This is a genomic window from Rhodococcus sp. IEGM 1366 (genome assembly GCF_033142425.1).
In the GTDB taxonomy this organism is placed as follows: Bacteria; Actinomycetota; Actinomycetes; order Mycobacteriales; family Mycobacteriaceae; genus Rhodococcus_F; species Rhodococcus_F globerula.
The window spans coordinates 723182-741297 of sequence record NZ_JAWLRZ010000001.1; the positions used below are offsets into that span (position 1 = coordinate 723182).

The following is an 18116-nucleotide window of genomic DNA, read 5'->3' on the forward strand; positions in this document are numbered from 1 at the left end:
ACGGTGCCTGAAATGGGACGCTCTGCGCTTACGATTCCCGCATGAGATCTGTGTGGGACCGCATCCGCCGCTATTGCGGGACGCTTCATCCTGTCGGCCTTGCCTTTGCGCTGGTGTTTTTCACCTGGTCGATGACCCCGTCGCTCCTGCCCCGAGTGTGGTACTTGCAGGGCGTTGCGACGGGCATTTCGCTGGCAATGGGTTACGCGATCGGAACTCTGGTCGCGTGGACGGTTCGCAAGTGTGGCGTCGAACCGCAGTGGTCGGAGCGCACGAAGAAGATCGCGTGGCGGACGATGGCGGTGGTGGCCGTGATCGCGGTTCCGCTCTTCTTGATTTTGGGGGCGCGGTGGCAGCGGATCGTCCGTGAACTTGTCGGTATGCCGCGTGACAGTGCGGCAAACTACCTTCTGGTTGCGCTTATTTCGCTGTTCATCTGGTTCATCCTGCTCGAGGCATCGCGCGGCATTCGCCATTCCACGAACCGCCTTTCGCAGTTCGCATTGCGGTTCGTCCCGAAGGAAGCGGCGAAGGTCGCCAGCCTTGTTGTGGTTCTCGCTCTTGCTGTCTTTGTCGTGAACGGTGCGCTGTACAACGGGTTGATCGCGTTCGCGAACTGGAGCTTCTCTGGTGCGGATACCGAAACTCCGGACGGTATCGAACAGCCGCTCATTGCCGAACGCAGTGGTTCACCGATGTCTGCGGAAGCCTGGGACTCGCTGGGGCAGGAAGGGCGCACCTTCATGGGTAGTGGCCCCACCGCGGCGGAGATCACGGCGCTGACGGGGCGTGAGGCGAAGCAGCCGATCCGCGTGTATGCCGGGCGTGAGTCCTCGGATTCGATTCGCGGCGTGGCAAACCGGGTTGTGGACGAACTCAAGCGCACCGGTGGGTTCGACCGCGGAACTCTGGCCGTCGTGACAACCACGGGTCGTGGTTGGGTCAACGAGGATGTGGCGTCGGCGTTCGAATATGTCGAGGACGGTGACACCGCCATTGCGTCGATGCAGTACTCGTTCCTGCCGAGTCCGTTGGCCTTCATCGCGGACCGCGAAACTCCGATGGTTGCCGGCCGCGCGTTGTTCAACGCTGTTTTTGCGGAGTGGATCAACCTGCCCGTGGAGACGCGTCCCGAGCTGGTCGTGTTCGGCGAGAGCCTCGGTTCGTACGGTGGTCAGGCCGCTTTTGCCGGGGACCAGGACATGATGACGCGCGTGGACGGAGCTTTGTGGGTGGGTACACCCAACTTCACGGAGCAGTGGCAGGAGATCACGAACAATCGTGACTCTGGTTCGCGGGAGATTCTTCCCGTGATCGACGGCGGCGAGTCGATCCGTTTTGCCGCTGATCCGATCGACCTGGAGCTCGAGGCCGACTGGGCTGACGATCGAATCGTCTACTGGCAGCACGCCAGTGACCCCATCACGTGGTGGTCGTTCGACCTCCTCCTCAACAAGCCCGACTGGTTGAGCGAAAAGCCGGAGGGCCGCGACGTGGATCCGGGTATGACGTGGATTCCTCTTGTGACGTTCTGGCAGGTCACGCTCGACATGGTGTTCTCGGCGGATGTTCCGTCGGGTCATGGGCACAACTACGGCGAAGATGCCGCGGACATGTGGGCCAACATCTTGCATCCGACGACGTGGACGCCGGAGAACACCGAGCAGTTGCGTGCGCTCCTCACCAACAATGTGGAGCCGACGAAATAGATGAAAGTGGCTGTACAGCAACGACTCTAAGATTCTTTCCTTACCGGTAAGTTTGTTTTGCGGTATATGTTACCCTGCGTTCACTGTGTGTCAGAGCACAGTGCAAACGACGTGGGGAGAACGTGAACGTGAAGAACCGAATGTGGTGGGCAGCAGGCCTGTCCGTTGCAGCACTGGTGGTCAGTGCTGCAACGGCGCCGTTCGCGGCAGCTGAGCCGGCGGATTTCTACACTCCGCCGACTGAACTGCCCGCCGGGGACAACGGCGACCTCATTCGCAGTGAGCCGACGCCCTTGCTTCTCAGCGTGCCGGGATCGAATGGTCCGTGGCCGGCTACCGCCACCAAGATCATGTACCGCAGCGAAGACGCCACTGGTGCTCCCGTTGCAGTCACCGGCACGTACCTCGAGCCGACAAACCCGTGGACCGGGCAGGGGGCGCGTCCACTGGTTGCCAGCGCAGTAGGTACTCACGGACAAGGTGACCAGTGTGCCCCGTCCAAGCTGTTCAACACCGGACTGGAATACAGGTTTCCGACGGACGTGATGGTCGGCTACGAGTCCATCTGGGTGAATATGTTGTTGCTCAACGGCATTGCCGTTGTGGTCACCGACTACGACGGGCTGGGAACGCCGGGCGACCACACGTACGTGAACCGCGCCGCCGAAGCGCACGCCGTCCTCGATTCGGTGCGGGCTGCGCAGCAACTTCCGAACACCAGCATTCCCGACAACGGGCCCGTCGGCCTGTGGGGTTATTCGCAGGGTGGCGGCGCTGCCGCTGCAGCAACGGAGCTGAAGCCGTCGTACGCCCCGGAGCTCGATCTGAAGGGCACGTACGCGGGCGCTCCTCCGGCTGATCTGGAAGCCACCCTCGAGCAGATCGACGGCACATTTCTCACCGGCTTGATCGGATACGCGCTCAACGGAATCGTGGCTCAGTACCCCGACGTGGAGCCGCTACTCGACGCGGAAATCAACGATCGTGGACGCGCGATGCTCGCGGCGACCAAAAATCAGTGCGTCGGCGAGACGGGCCTGCAATTTGCCTTCCAGAAGACGTCGGAGTTCACGAAATCGGGCGAATCGTTGTCGGTTGTGCTCGATCGCTTGCCCGTTGCACAGGGGATCCTGGCAGAACAGAAGATCGGCAACCTGACGCCGACGTCGCCGGTCCTGATCCAGCACGGGCGAGCTGACGACATCGTGCCGTTCGGCCAGGGACAGGAACTCGCGCGGGAATGGTGCAGCAACGGCGCGACGGTGCAGTTCTCCGTCAACGAGCTGCCCTCTGTCGCTCCGGGTGTTGCACTGGGCCATCTAGCCCCGTACATCACGGGAACCCCGGAATCCATCGGCTACATGATCGATCGGTTCAACAACGTTCCGGCGCCGTCGAACTGCTGACTGGCGCTCACCAACGACGAGAGGCCCGGAACACACTGTGTTCCGGGCCTCTCTGCTTCAAGATCTACGCAGTCTGTTCGTCCACTCGCGGCGGAGCCGACGCCACCGGCGGGTGCTCGCGGTGGCGGCTCTTGTAGAAAACAGCTCCACCGATCACAGCCACACCGGCAATGACGAACAGGCCGATGCGCTTACGTCCACGCGGCTTCGGTTCACGCTCTGCGCGCGCCGCTGACTTGGCGGGGAGGGACTTTGCACACTCCACGCCCTTCTTGGCGAGAACAGCGCTCTGACGGCCCAGGAACAGGCCGAGCTGTCCGGCGCCACGGGCAGTTGCCGTGGCGACCACAGCGGCGATGCGACGGGCGTTGTCGGCTGCGTCAGATTCCTTGATGCGGGTTGCTGTTTCCTCGAAAGAGTCTTCGACGCGGGCCACGGCCTGGTCGAACGTGTCGGGAAGCTGGCTGCTGAGGGACTCGGTCACTCGTGTCATGACTCCACTTTGTCACAGGATCTGTCCCAGGAACTGTCGGGTGCGCGATTTCTGGGGGAAGCTGAATCATTTTTTAGCGGATCGAGATCATTGGTAGACATGGCGATGGGATCGATTCCACAAATTCGATACGCAATCGGACGGCGAGGGCAATGCCTTGGCACGAGATGTGGACGTGACGAAATGTGGGCAAAAATTCGGTATCGCGGACGGTGACCGTCAGCGACGTCCGTCATGCGGTGCGCATGAATTGCGTTCGATCAACGTGGATCCGATGCGGTAGGTGCGCCCCTGGTCTTCTTTGCCGATTATTCCTGAATCTATTTGCTGGAAAAGAAGATCCATCGCAACAGCGGCCAGTTGCTGTGCACCGTTGTCGATCGTGGTGATCGCAGGTTGCCACATTTCGAGCCACGGCATGTCCTCGTGGCACACCAGGGACAGATCGTTCGGAATGCTGACGCCGCGCGCGACCAGTGTGGGCAGGATACCGAAAACGGCCTCGTGATTAGCGGCGTAGAGCGCCGTCATCTTCGGTGAGTGCTCGAGTAACGACCCCATTGCTTCCGCTCCGAAATATGTTGTGAAGGAACCTTTTCGGACCAGAGACTCATCCACCTCGATGTGGTACTCCGACAGGGCGCGTCGATATCCCTCGAAGCGTTCCCGGCCGGAATCCGCATGTTCCGTGCCGCCGATGTAGCCGATGTTCCGGTGGCCTAGTCCTAGTAGCGCTCTGGTGGCGAACATGGCACCGTCGACGTCGTCGCCGAGAACATTGGGGGCTTTGCTTCCCTCCACGAATCTGAAGAGATTGACCACGGCACTGCTTGAAAGGAGATCGTTGGAAGCCAGGGCGTTACGGCCGCTGCCGATCACGACGGTGCCGTCGACGCCGTGTTCTGCCATCATCTCGAGGACCTCGCGTTCGCGTGCTACGTCGGCACCGGTAATGCAGAGAATGACCTGAAAACCCTTGTCCGAGGCTCGTTTCTGTACTACTTCGGCCACTGTGCGGAACGACGCATTGTGCAGGTTCTCCATCACCAGACCGATGAGATGTGAGCGGCGTGAGCGAAGGGTACCGGCGGCACGGTTGGGGCGGTACTGCAACTTGCGTGCCGCCTCCTGCACGGCTGCTCTCGTCTGCGGGGAGATTGACGTCGATCCGCTCAAGGCTCGGGATGCTGTGCTACGGGATACGCCGGCGGCGTGTGCGACATCGATCAATGTGACGGTCATCGGTTCCTCTTCGCGGCGGTGGATATGTGCTTGTGTCGTTCGAGAATTTCTGTGCAGTGGGTCTGCTTTCCGGTGTGGTGATTTTACCGGTTTTGACGCCGTTCATGGAATCGATCCCATGCTTGCCTGTATCGCGCAGAATTGTCATTCGATCAGATGAACTTTCAAATATTTCGGCCCAATCAAGAACTCTCCTGTGTACTTTCCGTATCACCTGGAATCACATGAAGAGGTGGTCGAATGATCGGGCAACGTATTGCGGGAGCTGCTGTTGCGGCAGCAGTGCTTACAGGATTCGCAGTCGCAGCATCCCCCACTGCCAGCGCTGACTCGGTATCTCAGTTTCAGACGGGTGCATCGGGACCGTATGGATATGGGGCAGTCAATATTTCCACCGAACCCGGCGGATATATCAGCGTCTCCGTAAGTGGAAGAACAAATGCAATAAATTCCGGCATGCCTGGCGACGGTGTTTGCTTTGTTCAGGTCGACGATCGTCAAGCTGACTTGAAGCTCGATCAAACAGGTAGCGGTGCCGTTCGATTCGGTCCACTCTCAAACGGAACATATACCGTCCAAGGCACCTGCGCGGATCGTGGTTTCGGTCGGATCAACATGGTGAATCCGAGTTCCGTTTCGGTCTCGATCGACGGAAACGGGCCGACGAGTTACGGCTCACGAGGACCCAGACCCCCTGCAGTGGAAACGCTTTCACAATATTGCGACCGAATGGTTGATACAGCCAATGGCGTTGGAACCATGGTCGCGTTGGCCGGGCTCGCCTATCCTCCTGCAGCGGCCGTCGGATTGCCGGTATCGGCTGCCGTGATGTCAGCTGCCGTTTCTATCAGAGGGACCTGCATGTACTACGCGACACAGATTGGGGATTCCGCGACAGTTGCGCAGCAGTTCTGCCGATCGATTGAGGACGCCATCAAAGCCCCGCTGGATGCGTTGCCTGTCCGCGTTCCAATCGCACCTCTGTTGCCGAGCTTCTGTTAGCTGTCGGGTCTTTCTGCTCCGCTGGCATTCGGCCGGTTTGGCAGCCTCACATCCATCGGAAGCCAGACAATGGCACGATGGGGTGGTGACTTCAACTCATCAGACCGCAACCGCAACGCTGCACACGAACCGCGGCGACATCAAGATCGCTCTGTTCGGCAACCACGCGCCGAAGACCGTCGAGAACTTCGTCGGCCTGGCCGACGGCTCGAAGGAATACTCCACCGAGAACGCATCCGGCGCCAAGACCGGACCGTTCTACGACGGCGCAGTCTTCCACCGCGTCATCGACGGTTTCATGATCCAGGGTGGCGACCCCACCGGAACCGGCCGTGGCGGCCCGGGCTACCAGTTCGGCGACGAGTTCCACCCGGAACTGCAGTTCGACCGCTCCTACCTGCTCGCCATGGCTAATGCCGGCCCGGGCACGAACGGATCGCAGTTCTTCATCACCACCGGCCCGACGCCGCACCTGAACCGTCGCCACACCATCTTCGGTGAGGTTCTCGACGACGAGTCGCGCAAGGTTGTCGACGCTATCTCCTCCACCGCGGTCGATCGCTCCGATCGCCCGGTCGAGCCTGTCGTCATTAACAGCATCACCATCTCCTGAACAGGTAAACAACGAAGATGACTAACCCCGGTTGGGGCGGCGGTGCGAGTGAGGGCCTCCCGCCCCAACCGCGGTGCGTCCGCCATCCAGATCGATCCACTGCTCTCTCCTGCAATCGTTGCGGCCGCCCAGCGTGCCCCGATTGCCTCCGTGAGGCGGCGGTGGGCTACCAATGTGTTGACTGTGTAGCTGCCGGTCAACGCGATGTTCGACCCGTGCGTGGCGTCGCGGGCAATACCGTGACGCAGGCGCGGCCGGTGCCGGTCGTGACGTACACGCTCATGGGCCTCAACGTCCTGGCGTTCCTGGCGACGCTCGTGCAGTCGCGCAGCATCATGAACAATCAGGTCGATTCGTCGATCTTCGCGAACTGGGCCCTCAACCCCGCACTGGTTGCGGGCGGCGAGTGGTTCCGTCTGATCGGGTCGGGATTCCTGCACTTCGGAATCCTGCATCTGGCCGTCAACATGTATGCGCTCTACATCCTGGGCCGCGACACGGAGATCGTGATGGGCCGCTCCCGGTACATCAGCATCTATCTCGTGTCGCTGGTCGGTGGCAGCGCGTCGGTGATGGCGTTTCAACCGGTCTTTGCGTCGGTGACGTCGCTGTCGTGGACCGCGGGTGCGTCCGGTGCGATTTTCGGCATCATGGGCGCGCAGGCGGTTCTGCTGCTGCGTCTGCGTCGTAGCCCGGTCCCGATCATCTCGGTGATCGCGATCAATGTGATCATCAGCATTTCGCTGCCAGGCATCTCGTTCTGGGGACACGCGGGTGGTCTGCTGGCAGGCGCCGCTGCCGCTGCCGCATTCCTGTACGTGCCGCAGTGGTTGGGTGCGGGTCAAGATCGGCTGAAAGCAGTCCGGATCGGCTGGATCGCTTTTGGTGCCGTCACCGTGGTCACGATCGGAATCATCGTGATGCGTGTCGTGCAACTGCGCGAGCAGGGGCTGTTCCTCACCAGCGGATAGCAGGATTTCACGGTCGTCGTTGGGTGGGCTCGACTGGTGTCATCGGAAATTCCTGGGTTGATCCCGCGGGTTTCGAGGCCGTATCGGGAATGAATCGTTGACCTGATATTTCGATCCGGATAGCACCGCCGATGTCGACCGTCGCTAATTGATCCAGAATGGTCGGGGTATTCGGTGTCAATACAACCGCATCTCCGCCTGGACGCTGACAGATCCGGGTGCCATTAGACGAATCCAGATCGGTCACCTCAAGGGAATCGCTTGCCGATAGATTGACAACCAGATGCTGACGACTGATTCGTGAAACCTCGGGGGTATTCGGAATCAAGGCATCAATGCTGATGCCATTGCGTAGCGGCCCGCGCCCTAGGACGATTGGCAAACCGAATTCAACCGGAAACCGGAACAGTTCGACGTCGCTATCGGCACTGAATGCGATTAGTTGTCGAGCTCGAGGTCGTGGCCCGAGTGGATCCAAAGCCTGCCTACACGTTGGGCAACAAGCGGTGCCGGATTCATCGACGGCCGGCCACAACAACAGAACGTTCCATAGCTTTGACTGCAAGCATAAAGAATTTTTGCACCGCCAATGAGTGTTGAGGATCGCCCGGTGGCCGCGTAGGTCGATTCCGAGTTGCTGGAGCTCCTTGCGCTCGATCATCATCGAAATTGCGTGGTGCGATTCGAACTTTATCCCGGATGGAACAAATTCTATCTTGTCGCCGTTATTGATCGGCTTCACGAATCGCGCAGGGTCGTCGATAATCCAGGGATGCTGCCGGCGATGGTCGACAAATTGATCTCGCGAGATCACTACGGCGTTATTGCGTTCTGCATAGTCGAGAATGATCTCATCGGCCACCGGGACCTCTGTTATCGCGTATTTTTCGCGTATTTCTCGCCACTTCCTGCCACGCATGTCTGAAACTGCATGGCGGAGCGAGTTATCTGCGACGCACAGCATGGTTGAGCCAGGAAATTGCTCCTCGAGAGCAGTCGCGACATCGACGAACCTGCTGACCAGTGGCCCGCGACCACCCAAAGGTGGAAGTGACTTGTCCCAGCAAATATTGGACAGGTCAATTGCGAAGATATTGATTTTATCGCCAGTAATCATCTTCCCTCCCCCTTTCTATTTTAATCACCGATGCGCGTGAGGGTCAAATCTGATTCCATGAAGTAATTGCATGGTTCTCCGACTGTGAAGTTTGATTTTCCCGCGAGGTTGGTGGCCGGCGACGATTTATCAATGCTGTTGACTGCCCCGAAAAACTCCCCTGAACCGGAAGGTGAATCTTCCCGAGTCCAGCATTTATAGATTCTGTTAATCTGCAGTATCCAGCTTCCGTTTTCGTAACTCCAGATATCTGTCCCACCGGATTCCCAACTTACTAACGACCCGCACTCTGAACCGTCACGCAAGCATATGGGTTTAAATTTTGCTTGACTGGACTGTATTTCAGGTAGTGACGATGCTCCAGTAACGGATCGCGGTGTTCGTGTATATTCATATGTTCCCGATAAATTCAAGGCTGATGAATTAATAAATTTCGGGTCGATTCCAGGCAGGGTTGGAAAGAGAACTTTCGGGTCTACGTCTCCTGTTCTCGTCAGTTTTAATTCGTAGTTTAATTCTCGATTGCACGGTGCGGAATAATTTGAGGTGAGACTTCCCGAATAGTCGCTCGAATCGGGATCGGATTTCCAGGTTCCTGACGCCCAAAATTTAGTATCGATTGGGTTAGCGGTTTTTGAAGCATCGCAAGTTCCGGGTTCATTGCCGGTGTAAACTGTATTCCAGGTTCCATCAAGGTAATCGGCGATGTATCGAGACGGAGCTTCGGAGCTGTCGCTCGGATCTGATTGTAAGATTGAAGCAACACAAACTCCTGTTTCTTCCGGGCAGTGTGATTTGACGGACCACTGATACGTAAAGGCCTTTGGTGGACCATCTGCCACTGTCTGCGTGTAAACCGCTCGGTAGGTACCGTCGAAACTTGCGCCGGGGTTGGCATCCGCTTGTGACGGCGAGGTCCAGAACCACGTTCCGGCGGCCGCCAGCACAACCGCAGCTCCCAGTACCAATGGTGCTCTGCGCCTCTTGCTCGGAGTCACGGGTGCCGGAGTTATAGCCTTCTGGAAAGCGCTGGCTAATTCTCCGGCGCTGGCGTAACGGTCAGCTGGTTTCTTGTCCATGCCCTTCGACATGACACCGTTTACCCCGCGAGGAAGTGACGGCACGATTTCGGTCGGCTTCGGGACTTGTTGCTTCATATGCGCGGCTATCAACTGTGGGCCGCTGGCTCCCGAATAGGGGCGTTCGCCGGTTATACATTCGAATAGCACGCAGGCCAAGCCGTAGATGTCGACGGATTTGCCGTTTTTTCCGTCGTAGCGCTCTGGCGCCATGTAGGCGTAGCTGCCGATGGGTACTCCGTGGGACAGGCGTTCCTGGCCGCTCTTGAGAGCCACTCCGAAGTCGATGACGTACACGTGCCCGTTCTCGTGTACGAAGATGTTCGACGGTTTGATGTCACGGTGGACGAGATCGACTTTGTGTGCCGCATCGAGCGCTGAGGCAGCGTCTTTGATTATGCGTGCAGTTTTGGCTGGAGTCAGCTTGCCGTCGCGTTTGATCAGGGTTTCAAGGTCAGTTCCGACCAGCAGAGCCATGTCGATATAGAGTCGGCCGTCGATTTCGCCGAAACTGTGGATCGGCACGATGTTGGGATCTTGGAGCGTAGCTGTTGTCCGCGCTTCACGATTGAACCGAGCTCGATACTCTTCGTCGTCCGCGAGAGTTGGGACGAGGAGTTTGATCGCAACCTCACGATCCAGCTCTGTATCGCGTGCACGCCAGACCTCTCCCATGCCACCGCGCCCGAGTTTTTCGATGAGTCGGTATTTGCCGAATGGACGCGTCACATTAATCTCCACCTTCACGCCTGTCTGAATCATCAGCAATATACTGCGTTTGCGCAACCGTGGTGCCTGCAATCCCTGTACGGTTCTATATCTTGGACGACTTGGTTGGTGGCAAAACGCGTCCACCGCTCATGAATTCGGAGGTTGTCGATGAATGTGACGCTTTCAGTGGTCGAGGGACCGGCAGACGAACGGGAGTACGTCTTCACCGAAAGAGCGACGGTTATTGTCGGTCGATCGAATGACTGTCACATGGTGATTCCTTCTGATAAGGAAGCTGCTGCGACGATATCTCGACATCATTGCCTGCTCGATATAAATCCTCCGAATATTCGGGTGCGCGACTTCGGAAGTCTGAACGGCACTCAGGTGAACGGTGTGGAGATCGGCCGCCGTGGGAAAGGGCAGACCCCGGCCGAGGGTGCGCTGTTGCGTCTCCCTGAGCTGGATCTGCGCCATGGCGACCAAGTCAAGTTGGGTCCGACACTGCTGTCGGTCGGAATTAGCGGTGGCGATGAGATCGCAGCTACCGCAATTCCCTGTTCTCGATGCGGTTCGCCGATTACGGGAGATGCGGTTCGGCGCGACGGAGACTTGGTGTGCCACCGATGCCGTCAGGACTTGACCGCCTGTGTGGAGGATTTGATCCGCAAGGCAGATGCGGGTGAACTCGATCTCAAGCCGATCAGTGGCTACGAACTGATTCGCGAATTAGGTAGAGGCGGCCAGGGAATTGTTTTCTTAGCTAAACATAGAAAATCTGGATCACTGGTGGCGCTCAAAGTTCTGCTCGCGGAAGTGGCGTCTTCCAGCCGGGCTCAGAAACAGTTCTTTCGTGAGATGTCGAGTATTTCGACTCTCAGTCATCCGAACATCGTGTCGTTTCACGAATCCGGCGAATCGGGCGGACAGTTCTTCTTCACGTCCGACTATTGCGACGGTGGGAGTATTGCCGATGTCATTCGAAATCGGAAAAGTCTATTCCCGATCGAATCGTCGGTGAAGTTGGTGCTTCAGGTGCTGCAGGCGCTGGAATACGCGCACACTGCAGAAGTATCGGTGCCTGGTCACACGACGGTTCGTGGGCTGGTGCACCGCGATGTGAAGCCGGAGAACATTCTGCTTTCGAGCGCGGATTCTGGGGTGACTGCGAAGTTGGCCGACTTCGGATTGGCAAAGGCATTCGATCTGGCGGGGCTCAGTGGCCAGACTTTCACGGGCGAATCTGCAGGAACGATGCGGTTCATGTCTCGGGAACAACTCACCAATTTCAAGTACTCGCGTCCCGCGATCGACGTGTGGTCAACTGCAGCGACGCTGTACTGGATGCTCACGGCGGAGGCACCTCGTGAGTTCCTGCCTGGTGCCGACCACATTCGCACGGTGCTGGACACGTCAGCCGTGCCGATTCGCGAACGTAATCCGAATGTTCCGGCAAGATTGGCGGCAGCGATCGACAAGGCATTGATCGACCACCCGAAGATCAAGGTCGATTCGGCTGCCGCCTTTGCTCGATCACTTCGTGAAGCTTTGTGAGTGTGAGGTCGGTGATGGCACTGGCCTGGGCAGGTCGCACGGACGTCGGGCGGGTGCGTTCGCAGAATCAAGACCGGTTCCGCGTCGACGCAGACCGGGGAATCTTCATACTTGCAGACGGCATGGGTGGTGCCGCTGCGGGTGATGTTGCCGCCCAAACCGTCGTGGACATGCTTCCTCAGTACATGGAGCGATATCTTGGCAATCTGCCAACGGCAGACTTCGTACAAGATCTTCCGAGTCGGTTGAAGTCGGCAATCGCGGATCTTTCGTTGCAAATCCGCAAGGTCAGCTCACGTTCGGTCCGGCAAGCGGGAATGGGGACCACACTTGTGGTTGTCGTAGCCGGTGAAACCGAAGTGATGGTGGGGCACGTGGGCGACAGTCGTGCCTATCTGTTTCGGGGTGGGCGGTTGCATCAGGTGACCAGCGATCACACTCTTGCGCAAGCATTGATCGATTCGGGTGATCTCACGGTCGAGGAGGCGTCCAGTCAATCAGGGCTACAACAGCTCACGCGATATGTCGGCATGGAAGAGCCTCCAGTTGTCGATGTCTCGTGCATTCAGTTGTTCGAGAATGATCGGTTGCTGATGTGCAGTGACGGGCTGACTTCGATGGTGTCGGACGCGGATGTGTCGAGGATTCTGAGCCGATTTGCTCATCCGGATGAAGCGTGTGTTGCGCTGGTGGATGCCGCGAACGCTGCCGGCGGTCGAGACAACACCACCGTTGTTGTTCTGCAGTGTGAATCGCACGTTGCAGACGAGCAGCCCGCACATGTGGAACAGCCAGCGTATTCAGGGCCGCCCCGACCTTCGGAGGAGTTCGGAGGCGACGATCGCACGACCGTTGATCTTTCCCTCAAAGACTGGGAGAGAGCAGGTACCGTTCGGCTCCCGGCATCCCAGTTCCCCGCACCCAGATCCAGGTTCGCAGTCGTGCAACGGTTGCGCGAATGGGCCAATCCGAGGCGACACCGCAATGAAGAGGAAGAATCATGACCGGCACAGCCTACTTACTCGCTGTGGCGATCGTTGTTGCTGCTTTTGTGCTCTGGCGATATCCACAATTGCGTGAGCCGGTCGTTCGGCTGATGCGCCCGCACGGCAGCCGCCGGGGGCGCGGCGCGGACGAACAATTGTCGAGTTCGAAAGCTGTCAGCAGGATCGCCGAGGCCGTGCGCTTCGAGTGCATCGACGAATCCGTGGAATTCAGCCACTACGTGGCAGTACAGGTACCTGAGCATCTATTCGACATCTGGCGAACAAGAATGGACAAAGTCGGTTCCGCAGTGGCAAAGGAAGTCAACGTGCGCGGTGAGAAGTTTGCGGCGCGGAACCGCGCGCAGTGGCGAACTATCGCATCGACAGACCTGCACTACTTTATGTCGGTTGGCGAATTCGAGGTTGCAGCAAGCTTTTACAAGCAGAAGTCTGCGCCGTCGGCGGAGGGATTCGGCGAACACGGAGAGGCTGTGTTCCAGAGTTCGTCGAATGATCGCAACAAGACCAGCATCTATGGGGTAGATCCGGGACGCTGGCGAGAAGTTCCACATGAAACGCATGTGGTGCGCTACACCGTGCGAATGCTGCACGGCCAGAACGAAATCGCTCGAACTCGACTCGATGAAGCCAAGGCGGCTGTGAGTATCGGTCGAGATTCGGGAAACACATTGGTGGTACCGGATGTGTCGGACCTGCGCGGTGTGTCGAGTCGGCACCTGGAAATTTCTCGTGAGGCAGGTGGCGTCGAGGTTACTGATCGTTCGACGAACGGCACCTTCCTTCTCGACGGCGAGAGGTTGGAAAAGGATGTCCCGACCAGGATTCTGGTTCCCTCGCAACTGTCTCTTGCCCATCCGCGTGGGGTCGCGATAGTGAAAGTGGATCATTCGTAGTGACTGCGACCCACGAGGAAGTCGATGAGAAAGTTGATTCGACGTGGTCGTCACACGTGTCGAAGTCGACGATTGTCTGGGCATCTATCGCCGTCGCTGCGGCTTTGGTTGCCCGCCCAGCCGAACTGGACCTTTGGATCACGTTGGGGTTGACTGCATTACTGTCCTTCGGTTGCTGCCTTGCAGTGTCGGCGTCCGGGGCAGCGGCGCTGCAATGGACCGGCACGTTGTGTGCGTTGACGGTGATCGGAGCGATGGCCCAGATCCGGCTTGGTGCTTCCCCGATCAAGGTTGCAGTGACCTGTATTGCCGCAGCCGCAATATTCGTTGTCGTTGTTCGATCTGTTCGTCGCCGAATTTCCCGTGATCTGTTGTCGTTCATATCGATAGCGGTATATGTGGCCATCGGATGTGTTCTTCTGCGAGTGGTGATTCCTATCGTGCTGGGCGCCGGGGATTTCACATACTTGTTGACGGGAACGATAGGTTTGCCAGGCACCGGACTGGCGATACAGGTCGGAGAGTTCACTCGAATCGGCCTGGTTGCGTCGGTGGGTGTAACGATGTGGGGTGTCGCACAAGCCTCCGGAGACAGTTCGGCTTCTACGGTGCCGCGCTGGAAGATTTGGGTAATCACCCCGTGTTTTCTTGGCTATCTGGTTGTTCTTGCTGCTGTCGACAATGGGCCGGCCGTGTTGACGGTCATCGGTGTCGTGACAATTGCGATCTTGATATTCGGCCCTGCGAGGCTGCTGAGTGCAACCTGGCGGAAGCTGCGAAGTCCGATCGGTCTGGGTGCGGTGGCTGTGTTTGCGGCGTTGGTCGTTCTTGCAGCCAGCCAGGTCGACGATTTTGCCACTCGGGCACCGGGTCGATTCTTGAGCCTCTTGGATCCCAACGAGCAGATGCGAGCCGGATTTCAAGCGATGCAGCGGGGCGGATTGCTTGGCTCGGGTATGGGCACATCTCCATTTGCCACAGGGGTTCCCATCGGCGAATCGGATTTACTTCCCGCAGTACTCGCAGCTGATCTGGGTATGGCGGTCATGGCCGCTCTCGGTATCGTCCTGTTGGTCACTCTGGCAGCCATCACCGTCAGAACACTTGCAACGGACGGATATTGGGCTGTATTAGGTACTGCATTGGCGGTCATGCTCCTGGTGCAGGCGGCGTGGCCGCTGTTGGCGAACGTCGGAATTCTGCCGTTGAGCGGTATCAGCGTGCCCTTCTTAGTAGTGACGGTATCTGCGCTGCTTCCCGTCACATTCTCGGTTGCAATAGCTATCGGCGTGTCCGCGAATTCGGAACCCACTACGGCGCTGCGTAGGCAGTTCGCCTCCGCGATAGGGGTCTTTCGGACCGTCGTCAGCGCAACGTTGACGATTGCGATACTTGTTCTTGCGCTGTTTATTTCACCGGTTTCCGATGCTGCCCAGATTTTCATGCCACGCGGAAAAATTGTGACGTCGGATGGCAAGATCATCGCCACAACCGCCGACGACGGGCGCCGGAGCTATCCGGGGGGCCAACTCTATGCCGAAGTGGGTCTTGTTCACCGCGACGGTGCCCAGTACGCCGTCGAGTCTGTGATGGCGGATGAACTCACTTGCGGCGGAACGCCGTCGATTCTCGACCGTATCCTCGTTGTGGTTCGACCCGCGCCGTGTACTCCCTCAGCTGTGGTCACGACACTCGACTCTCATTTACAGGAAGCGGCGGCAGAATCATTGAACGGGCTGTCCGGCTCAGTCGCGGTACTCGATTCCCAGACCGGGATGATTCGAGCTTTGTACAGTAGCGACGACATAGTCCCGGATGAGTTCCGCAGTGAAGACTTGCCGTCATCGCCGCCGTTGATGGCTGCGCGTCAGGAACCTGCTGCTCTCGGCTCGGTATTCAAGATCGTGACCGCCACAGCAGGGTTACTCGAGGGCGTCGACATGTCGGATGCACCAAGAGAAGTGTTCTCGGCGGACGGTGAAACCCTGCAGAATTTCGACAAGGCAATCTGCCCGTCGACATCGGTTGAGGACATGTTGACTTACAGCTGCAACACATCGGCGGCGTTCATCGGAGTTACTGTCGGCCAGGATCGTCTCGACGAGATCAGCCGGAAGTACTTTGGGGCCGGCGCGAACATTGCCACCGATATCGGATCATTTGCGATTGCCGGGATCGATACAGGGATGGGGGAGAAGGCACTCACGGACATGCAGGTCGGTCGTTCTGCGATTGGGCAAGAGGGGGCCACGGGCAATGCACTGTCGATGTCTGTGGTTACTGCTAGCGTCGTTCGATCGAGTTCCGAAGGTATGCAGGGAACTTCGGTACCTGCACCGCAACTGATCGAAGGTGTGTGCAAGGCCGGAAACCTTGTGTACGAATCCTCCGATCTGACCGTCGGCGAACCACTACCGACGGCCGTCGCCGACAGGGTGATGCAAGGCATGCGTGGCGCTGCGGTCTCAGGTACGGCGCGCACGTTGGAAGCCCGTGGACACTCGTTGGCCGCCAAGACGGGAACTGCCGACACCAATAATGCAGGATTTCCGGTGAATTCCTGGGTAAGCGTCGTCATTGACAGTCGGTGGGTACTCACAGTGCTCGTCCACACGAGCAGTGACGTCGAAGTGGCGGCGACGGGTGTTGCCAACAAGGTTTTGGCGCAGTTTCCCAGTAGCTTCAGCACGGGACTCTGCCCGAATTGAATCATGTCTGTCCCAGGAGGCGAACGTAGTGGTTGAGAAATTCGGTCGTTATGAATTGCAGGATCAAATCGGTCAGGGCGGCATGGGGCAAGTTTGGCGGGCTTATGACCACGAGACCGATCGCTATGTTGCTCTCAAGCTTTTGCCCAAAGAGTTCGCTGCCGACAGTCAGTTCCGGGCGAGATTTGTCCGAGAAGCGCAAATCGTAGCAAAGTTGCAACACCCGAATATTGTTCCCATTCACAGTTTTGGCGAAATCGATGATTGTTTGTACATCGACATGGCGCTGCTCGACGGAACGGACATGGAAACAGTAATAAGACGGACTGGACGGCTTTCACTCAAACGTACGACCGGCATTATTCAACAGGTTGCATCAGTGCTTGACTCCGCCCACAGCGCGGGGTTGGTGCATCGCGATATTAAACCCGCGAATATTTTTCTACATACTAGTGGCCATATTTATCTGATCGATTTTGGAATTGCTTACCAGGACGGAATGACTGCTCTGACGAGTGGTGTGGGTGCAATCGGCACGCTAGCGTACATGGCTCCAGAGCGTTACGACGGAGTGGTAGGTCCTGCGGTGGATGTTTATTCTCTAACTTGCGTCCTTTTTGAATTACTCACCGGTGAACGGCCTTTTTCCGGAGCCAGCGCTGCTCAGCAGGTTGCTGCGCACCTCACACATACCCCGCCGAGCATAAATGCCGTTAATTCGGAAATTCCCGTTGAAATTGACAGTGTTATTCTGCGCGGAATGGCAAAAGATCCGAGCGATCGTTACCAAAGTTGCACTAAGTTGATAGATGCCGTGACTAGGAATTTATCCGGAGAAAGTTATGAGATAGCTCATGGGCGGTTCGAAGAGCTGAATATAGAGAGTGAACTAGCGTTCGAGCCGGTTGAATTAAAAGAAGTAGCGAGGCGTTATGAAGGGCGAGTTTATAGCCTGACTCCTGGCGGAGTATTTTACGGAACCATTGCATTTGGTCGTTCCGGCGATGGTAAAAGAATAGCCGTAAACCATTCTGAAATGACAGAAGGTTCGACAGGCTTGGTCTTGGGTGACTTGGTAACATTTCAGATATTAAATTCGCCGCAATTTGCAACCCCCCGCGCGGTAGATATTGTAAAACTTGCAAGTTCATCTGATCTTGTAGAAGAAATGATCGGGTCACTGAATCCGAGTATTGTCGACGTAGCTAATAAGGTTCCCGTGCCTGGCATCTTTGTCGAACCAAAAGAATCGGAAAAGCGTTACGAAGGGCGAGTGCATGCCCTTACTCCACACGGAGATTTTTACGGAACGATTGAATTCGGTCGATCTGGAATTGGTGGAAAAATAGTAATGGATCACTCTGAAATGAAGCGAAGTTCTATCGTATTAGCTTTAGGTGATCGCGTAACTTTTAGAATAGTGATATCACCGGAATGGGGAACTCAACGCGCAGTCGATGTTCTTAAAATTACCTCATCACCTAAAGATGGAAAGTGGAATTTGTTTACCGGGCGTGGAAATTAGGGATCTGTATCCCTGAGGCGAGGAATTGTGACCTCTTTCGCCATGAACCCCGGCAAGGTGATCTGAGCGCCGCCAGTCGTAACCGA

At 57.4% G+C, this 18116-nt stretch carries 13 protein-coding genes; 9 read left to right on the plus strand and 4 right to left on the minus strand.

The features are described 5' to 3' along the window. Positions 1-41: 41 nt before the first annotated feature. A complete protein-coding gene (locus R4P64_RS03570; protein ID WP_033235315.1) occupies positions 42-1709 on the plus strand; it encodes an alpha/beta hydrolase in 1668 nt (555 codons plus the stop codon). 140 nt (positions 1710-1849) lie between these two features. After that, positions 1850-3115, plus strand: a complete 1266-nt coding sequence (locus R4P64_RS03575) for a lipase family protein (protein WP_202026677.1) — start codon at positions 1850-1852, stop codon at positions 3113-3115. Positions 3116-3179: 64 nt separating this feature from the next. Here R4P64_RS03575 and R4P64_RS03580 read toward each other — a convergent pair whose 3' ends face one another. Next, entirely contained in the window at positions 3180-3608 is a 429-nt protein-coding gene (locus R4P64_RS03580) for a hypothetical protein (protein WP_033235316.1), read from the minus strand. Positions 3609-3827: 219 nt separating this feature from the next. Beyond that, complete coding sequence (locus R4P64_RS03585; protein WP_317541816.1) at positions 3828-4850, minus strand: LacI family DNA-binding transcriptional regulator; 1023 nt, start codon at positions 4848-4850, stop codon at positions 3828-3830. Between the two features lie 1087 nt (positions 4851-5937). On the opposite strand from R4P64_RS03585, the gene R4P64_RS03590 reads away from it, so the two are divergent. Both R4P64_RS03590 and R4P64_RS03595 read left to right on the plus strand, forming a co-directional pair. Continuing rightward, on the plus strand, positions 5938-6465 hold the full coding sequence (locus tag R4P64_RS03590; protein WP_033235424.1) for a peptidylprolyl isomerase: 528 nt from the start codon (positions 5938-5940) through the stop codon (positions 6463-6465). A 17-nt stretch (positions 6466-6482) separates the two neighbouring features. Then, positions 6483-7436: a rhomboid family intramembrane serine protease gene (locus R4P64_RS03595; protein ID WP_179300789.1), complete on the plus strand. Its 954-nt coding sequence runs from the start codon at positions 6483-6485 to the stop codon at positions 7434-7436. Between the two features lie 7 nt (positions 7437-7443). On the opposite strand, the gene R4P64_RS03600 is transcribed toward R4P64_RS03595, so the two are convergent. Continuing rightward, complete coding sequence (locus R4P64_RS03600; protein ID WP_317819302.1) at positions 7444-8553, minus strand: NYN domain-containing protein; 1110 nt, start codon at positions 8551-8553, stop codon at positions 7444-7446. Positions 8554-8573: 20 nt separating this feature from the next. Then, the gene (locus tag R4P64_RS03605; protein ID WP_317819304.1) at positions 8574-10394 is read right to left on the minus strand and encodes a serine/threonine-protein kinase; all 1821 of its coding nucleotides are present in this window, start codon (positions 10392-10394) and stop codon (positions 8574-8576) included. 117 nt (positions 10395-10511) lie between these two features. On the opposite strand from R4P64_RS03605, the gene R4P64_RS03610 reads away from it, so the two are divergent. Genes R4P64_RS03610 through R4P64_RS03630 form a run of 5 tightly spaced genes read left to right on the plus strand, consistent with a single transcriptional unit; the run spans position 10512 to position 18030 of the window. Continuing rightward, on the plus strand, positions 10512-11897 hold the full coding sequence (locus R4P64_RS03610; RefSeq protein WP_317819305.1) for a protein kinase domain-containing protein: 1386 nt from the start codon (positions 10512-10514) through the stop codon (positions 11895-11897). A gap of 14 nt (positions 11898-11911) precedes the next feature. Beyond that, the gene (locus R4P64_RS03615) at positions 11912-12901 is read left to right on the plus strand and encodes a PP2C family protein-serine/threonine phosphatase (RefSeq protein WP_317819743.1); all 990 of its coding nucleotides are present in this window, start codon (positions 11912-11914) and stop codon (positions 12899-12901) included. Further along, positions 12898-13797: an FHA domain-containing protein gene (locus R4P64_RS03620; protein WP_317819306.1), complete on the plus strand. Its 900-nt coding sequence runs from the start codon at positions 12898-12900 to the stop codon at positions 13795-13797. The genes R4P64_RS03615 and R4P64_RS03620 overlap by 4 nt, the downstream gene beginning before the upstream one ends. After that, entirely contained in the window at positions 13797-16505 is a 2709-nt protein-coding gene (locus R4P64_RS03625; protein ID WP_317819307.1) for a penicillin-binding transpeptidase domain-containing protein, read from the plus strand. The genes R4P64_RS03620 and R4P64_RS03625 overlap by 1 nt, the downstream gene beginning before the upstream one ends. A gap of 28 nt (positions 16506-16533) precedes the next feature. Then, positions 16534-18030, plus strand: a complete 1497-nt coding sequence (locus R4P64_RS03630) for a serine/threonine-protein kinase (RefSeq protein ID WP_317819308.1) — start codon at positions 16534-16536, stop codon at positions 18028-18030. The last annotated feature ends 86 nt before the right edge of the window (positions 18031-18116 follow it).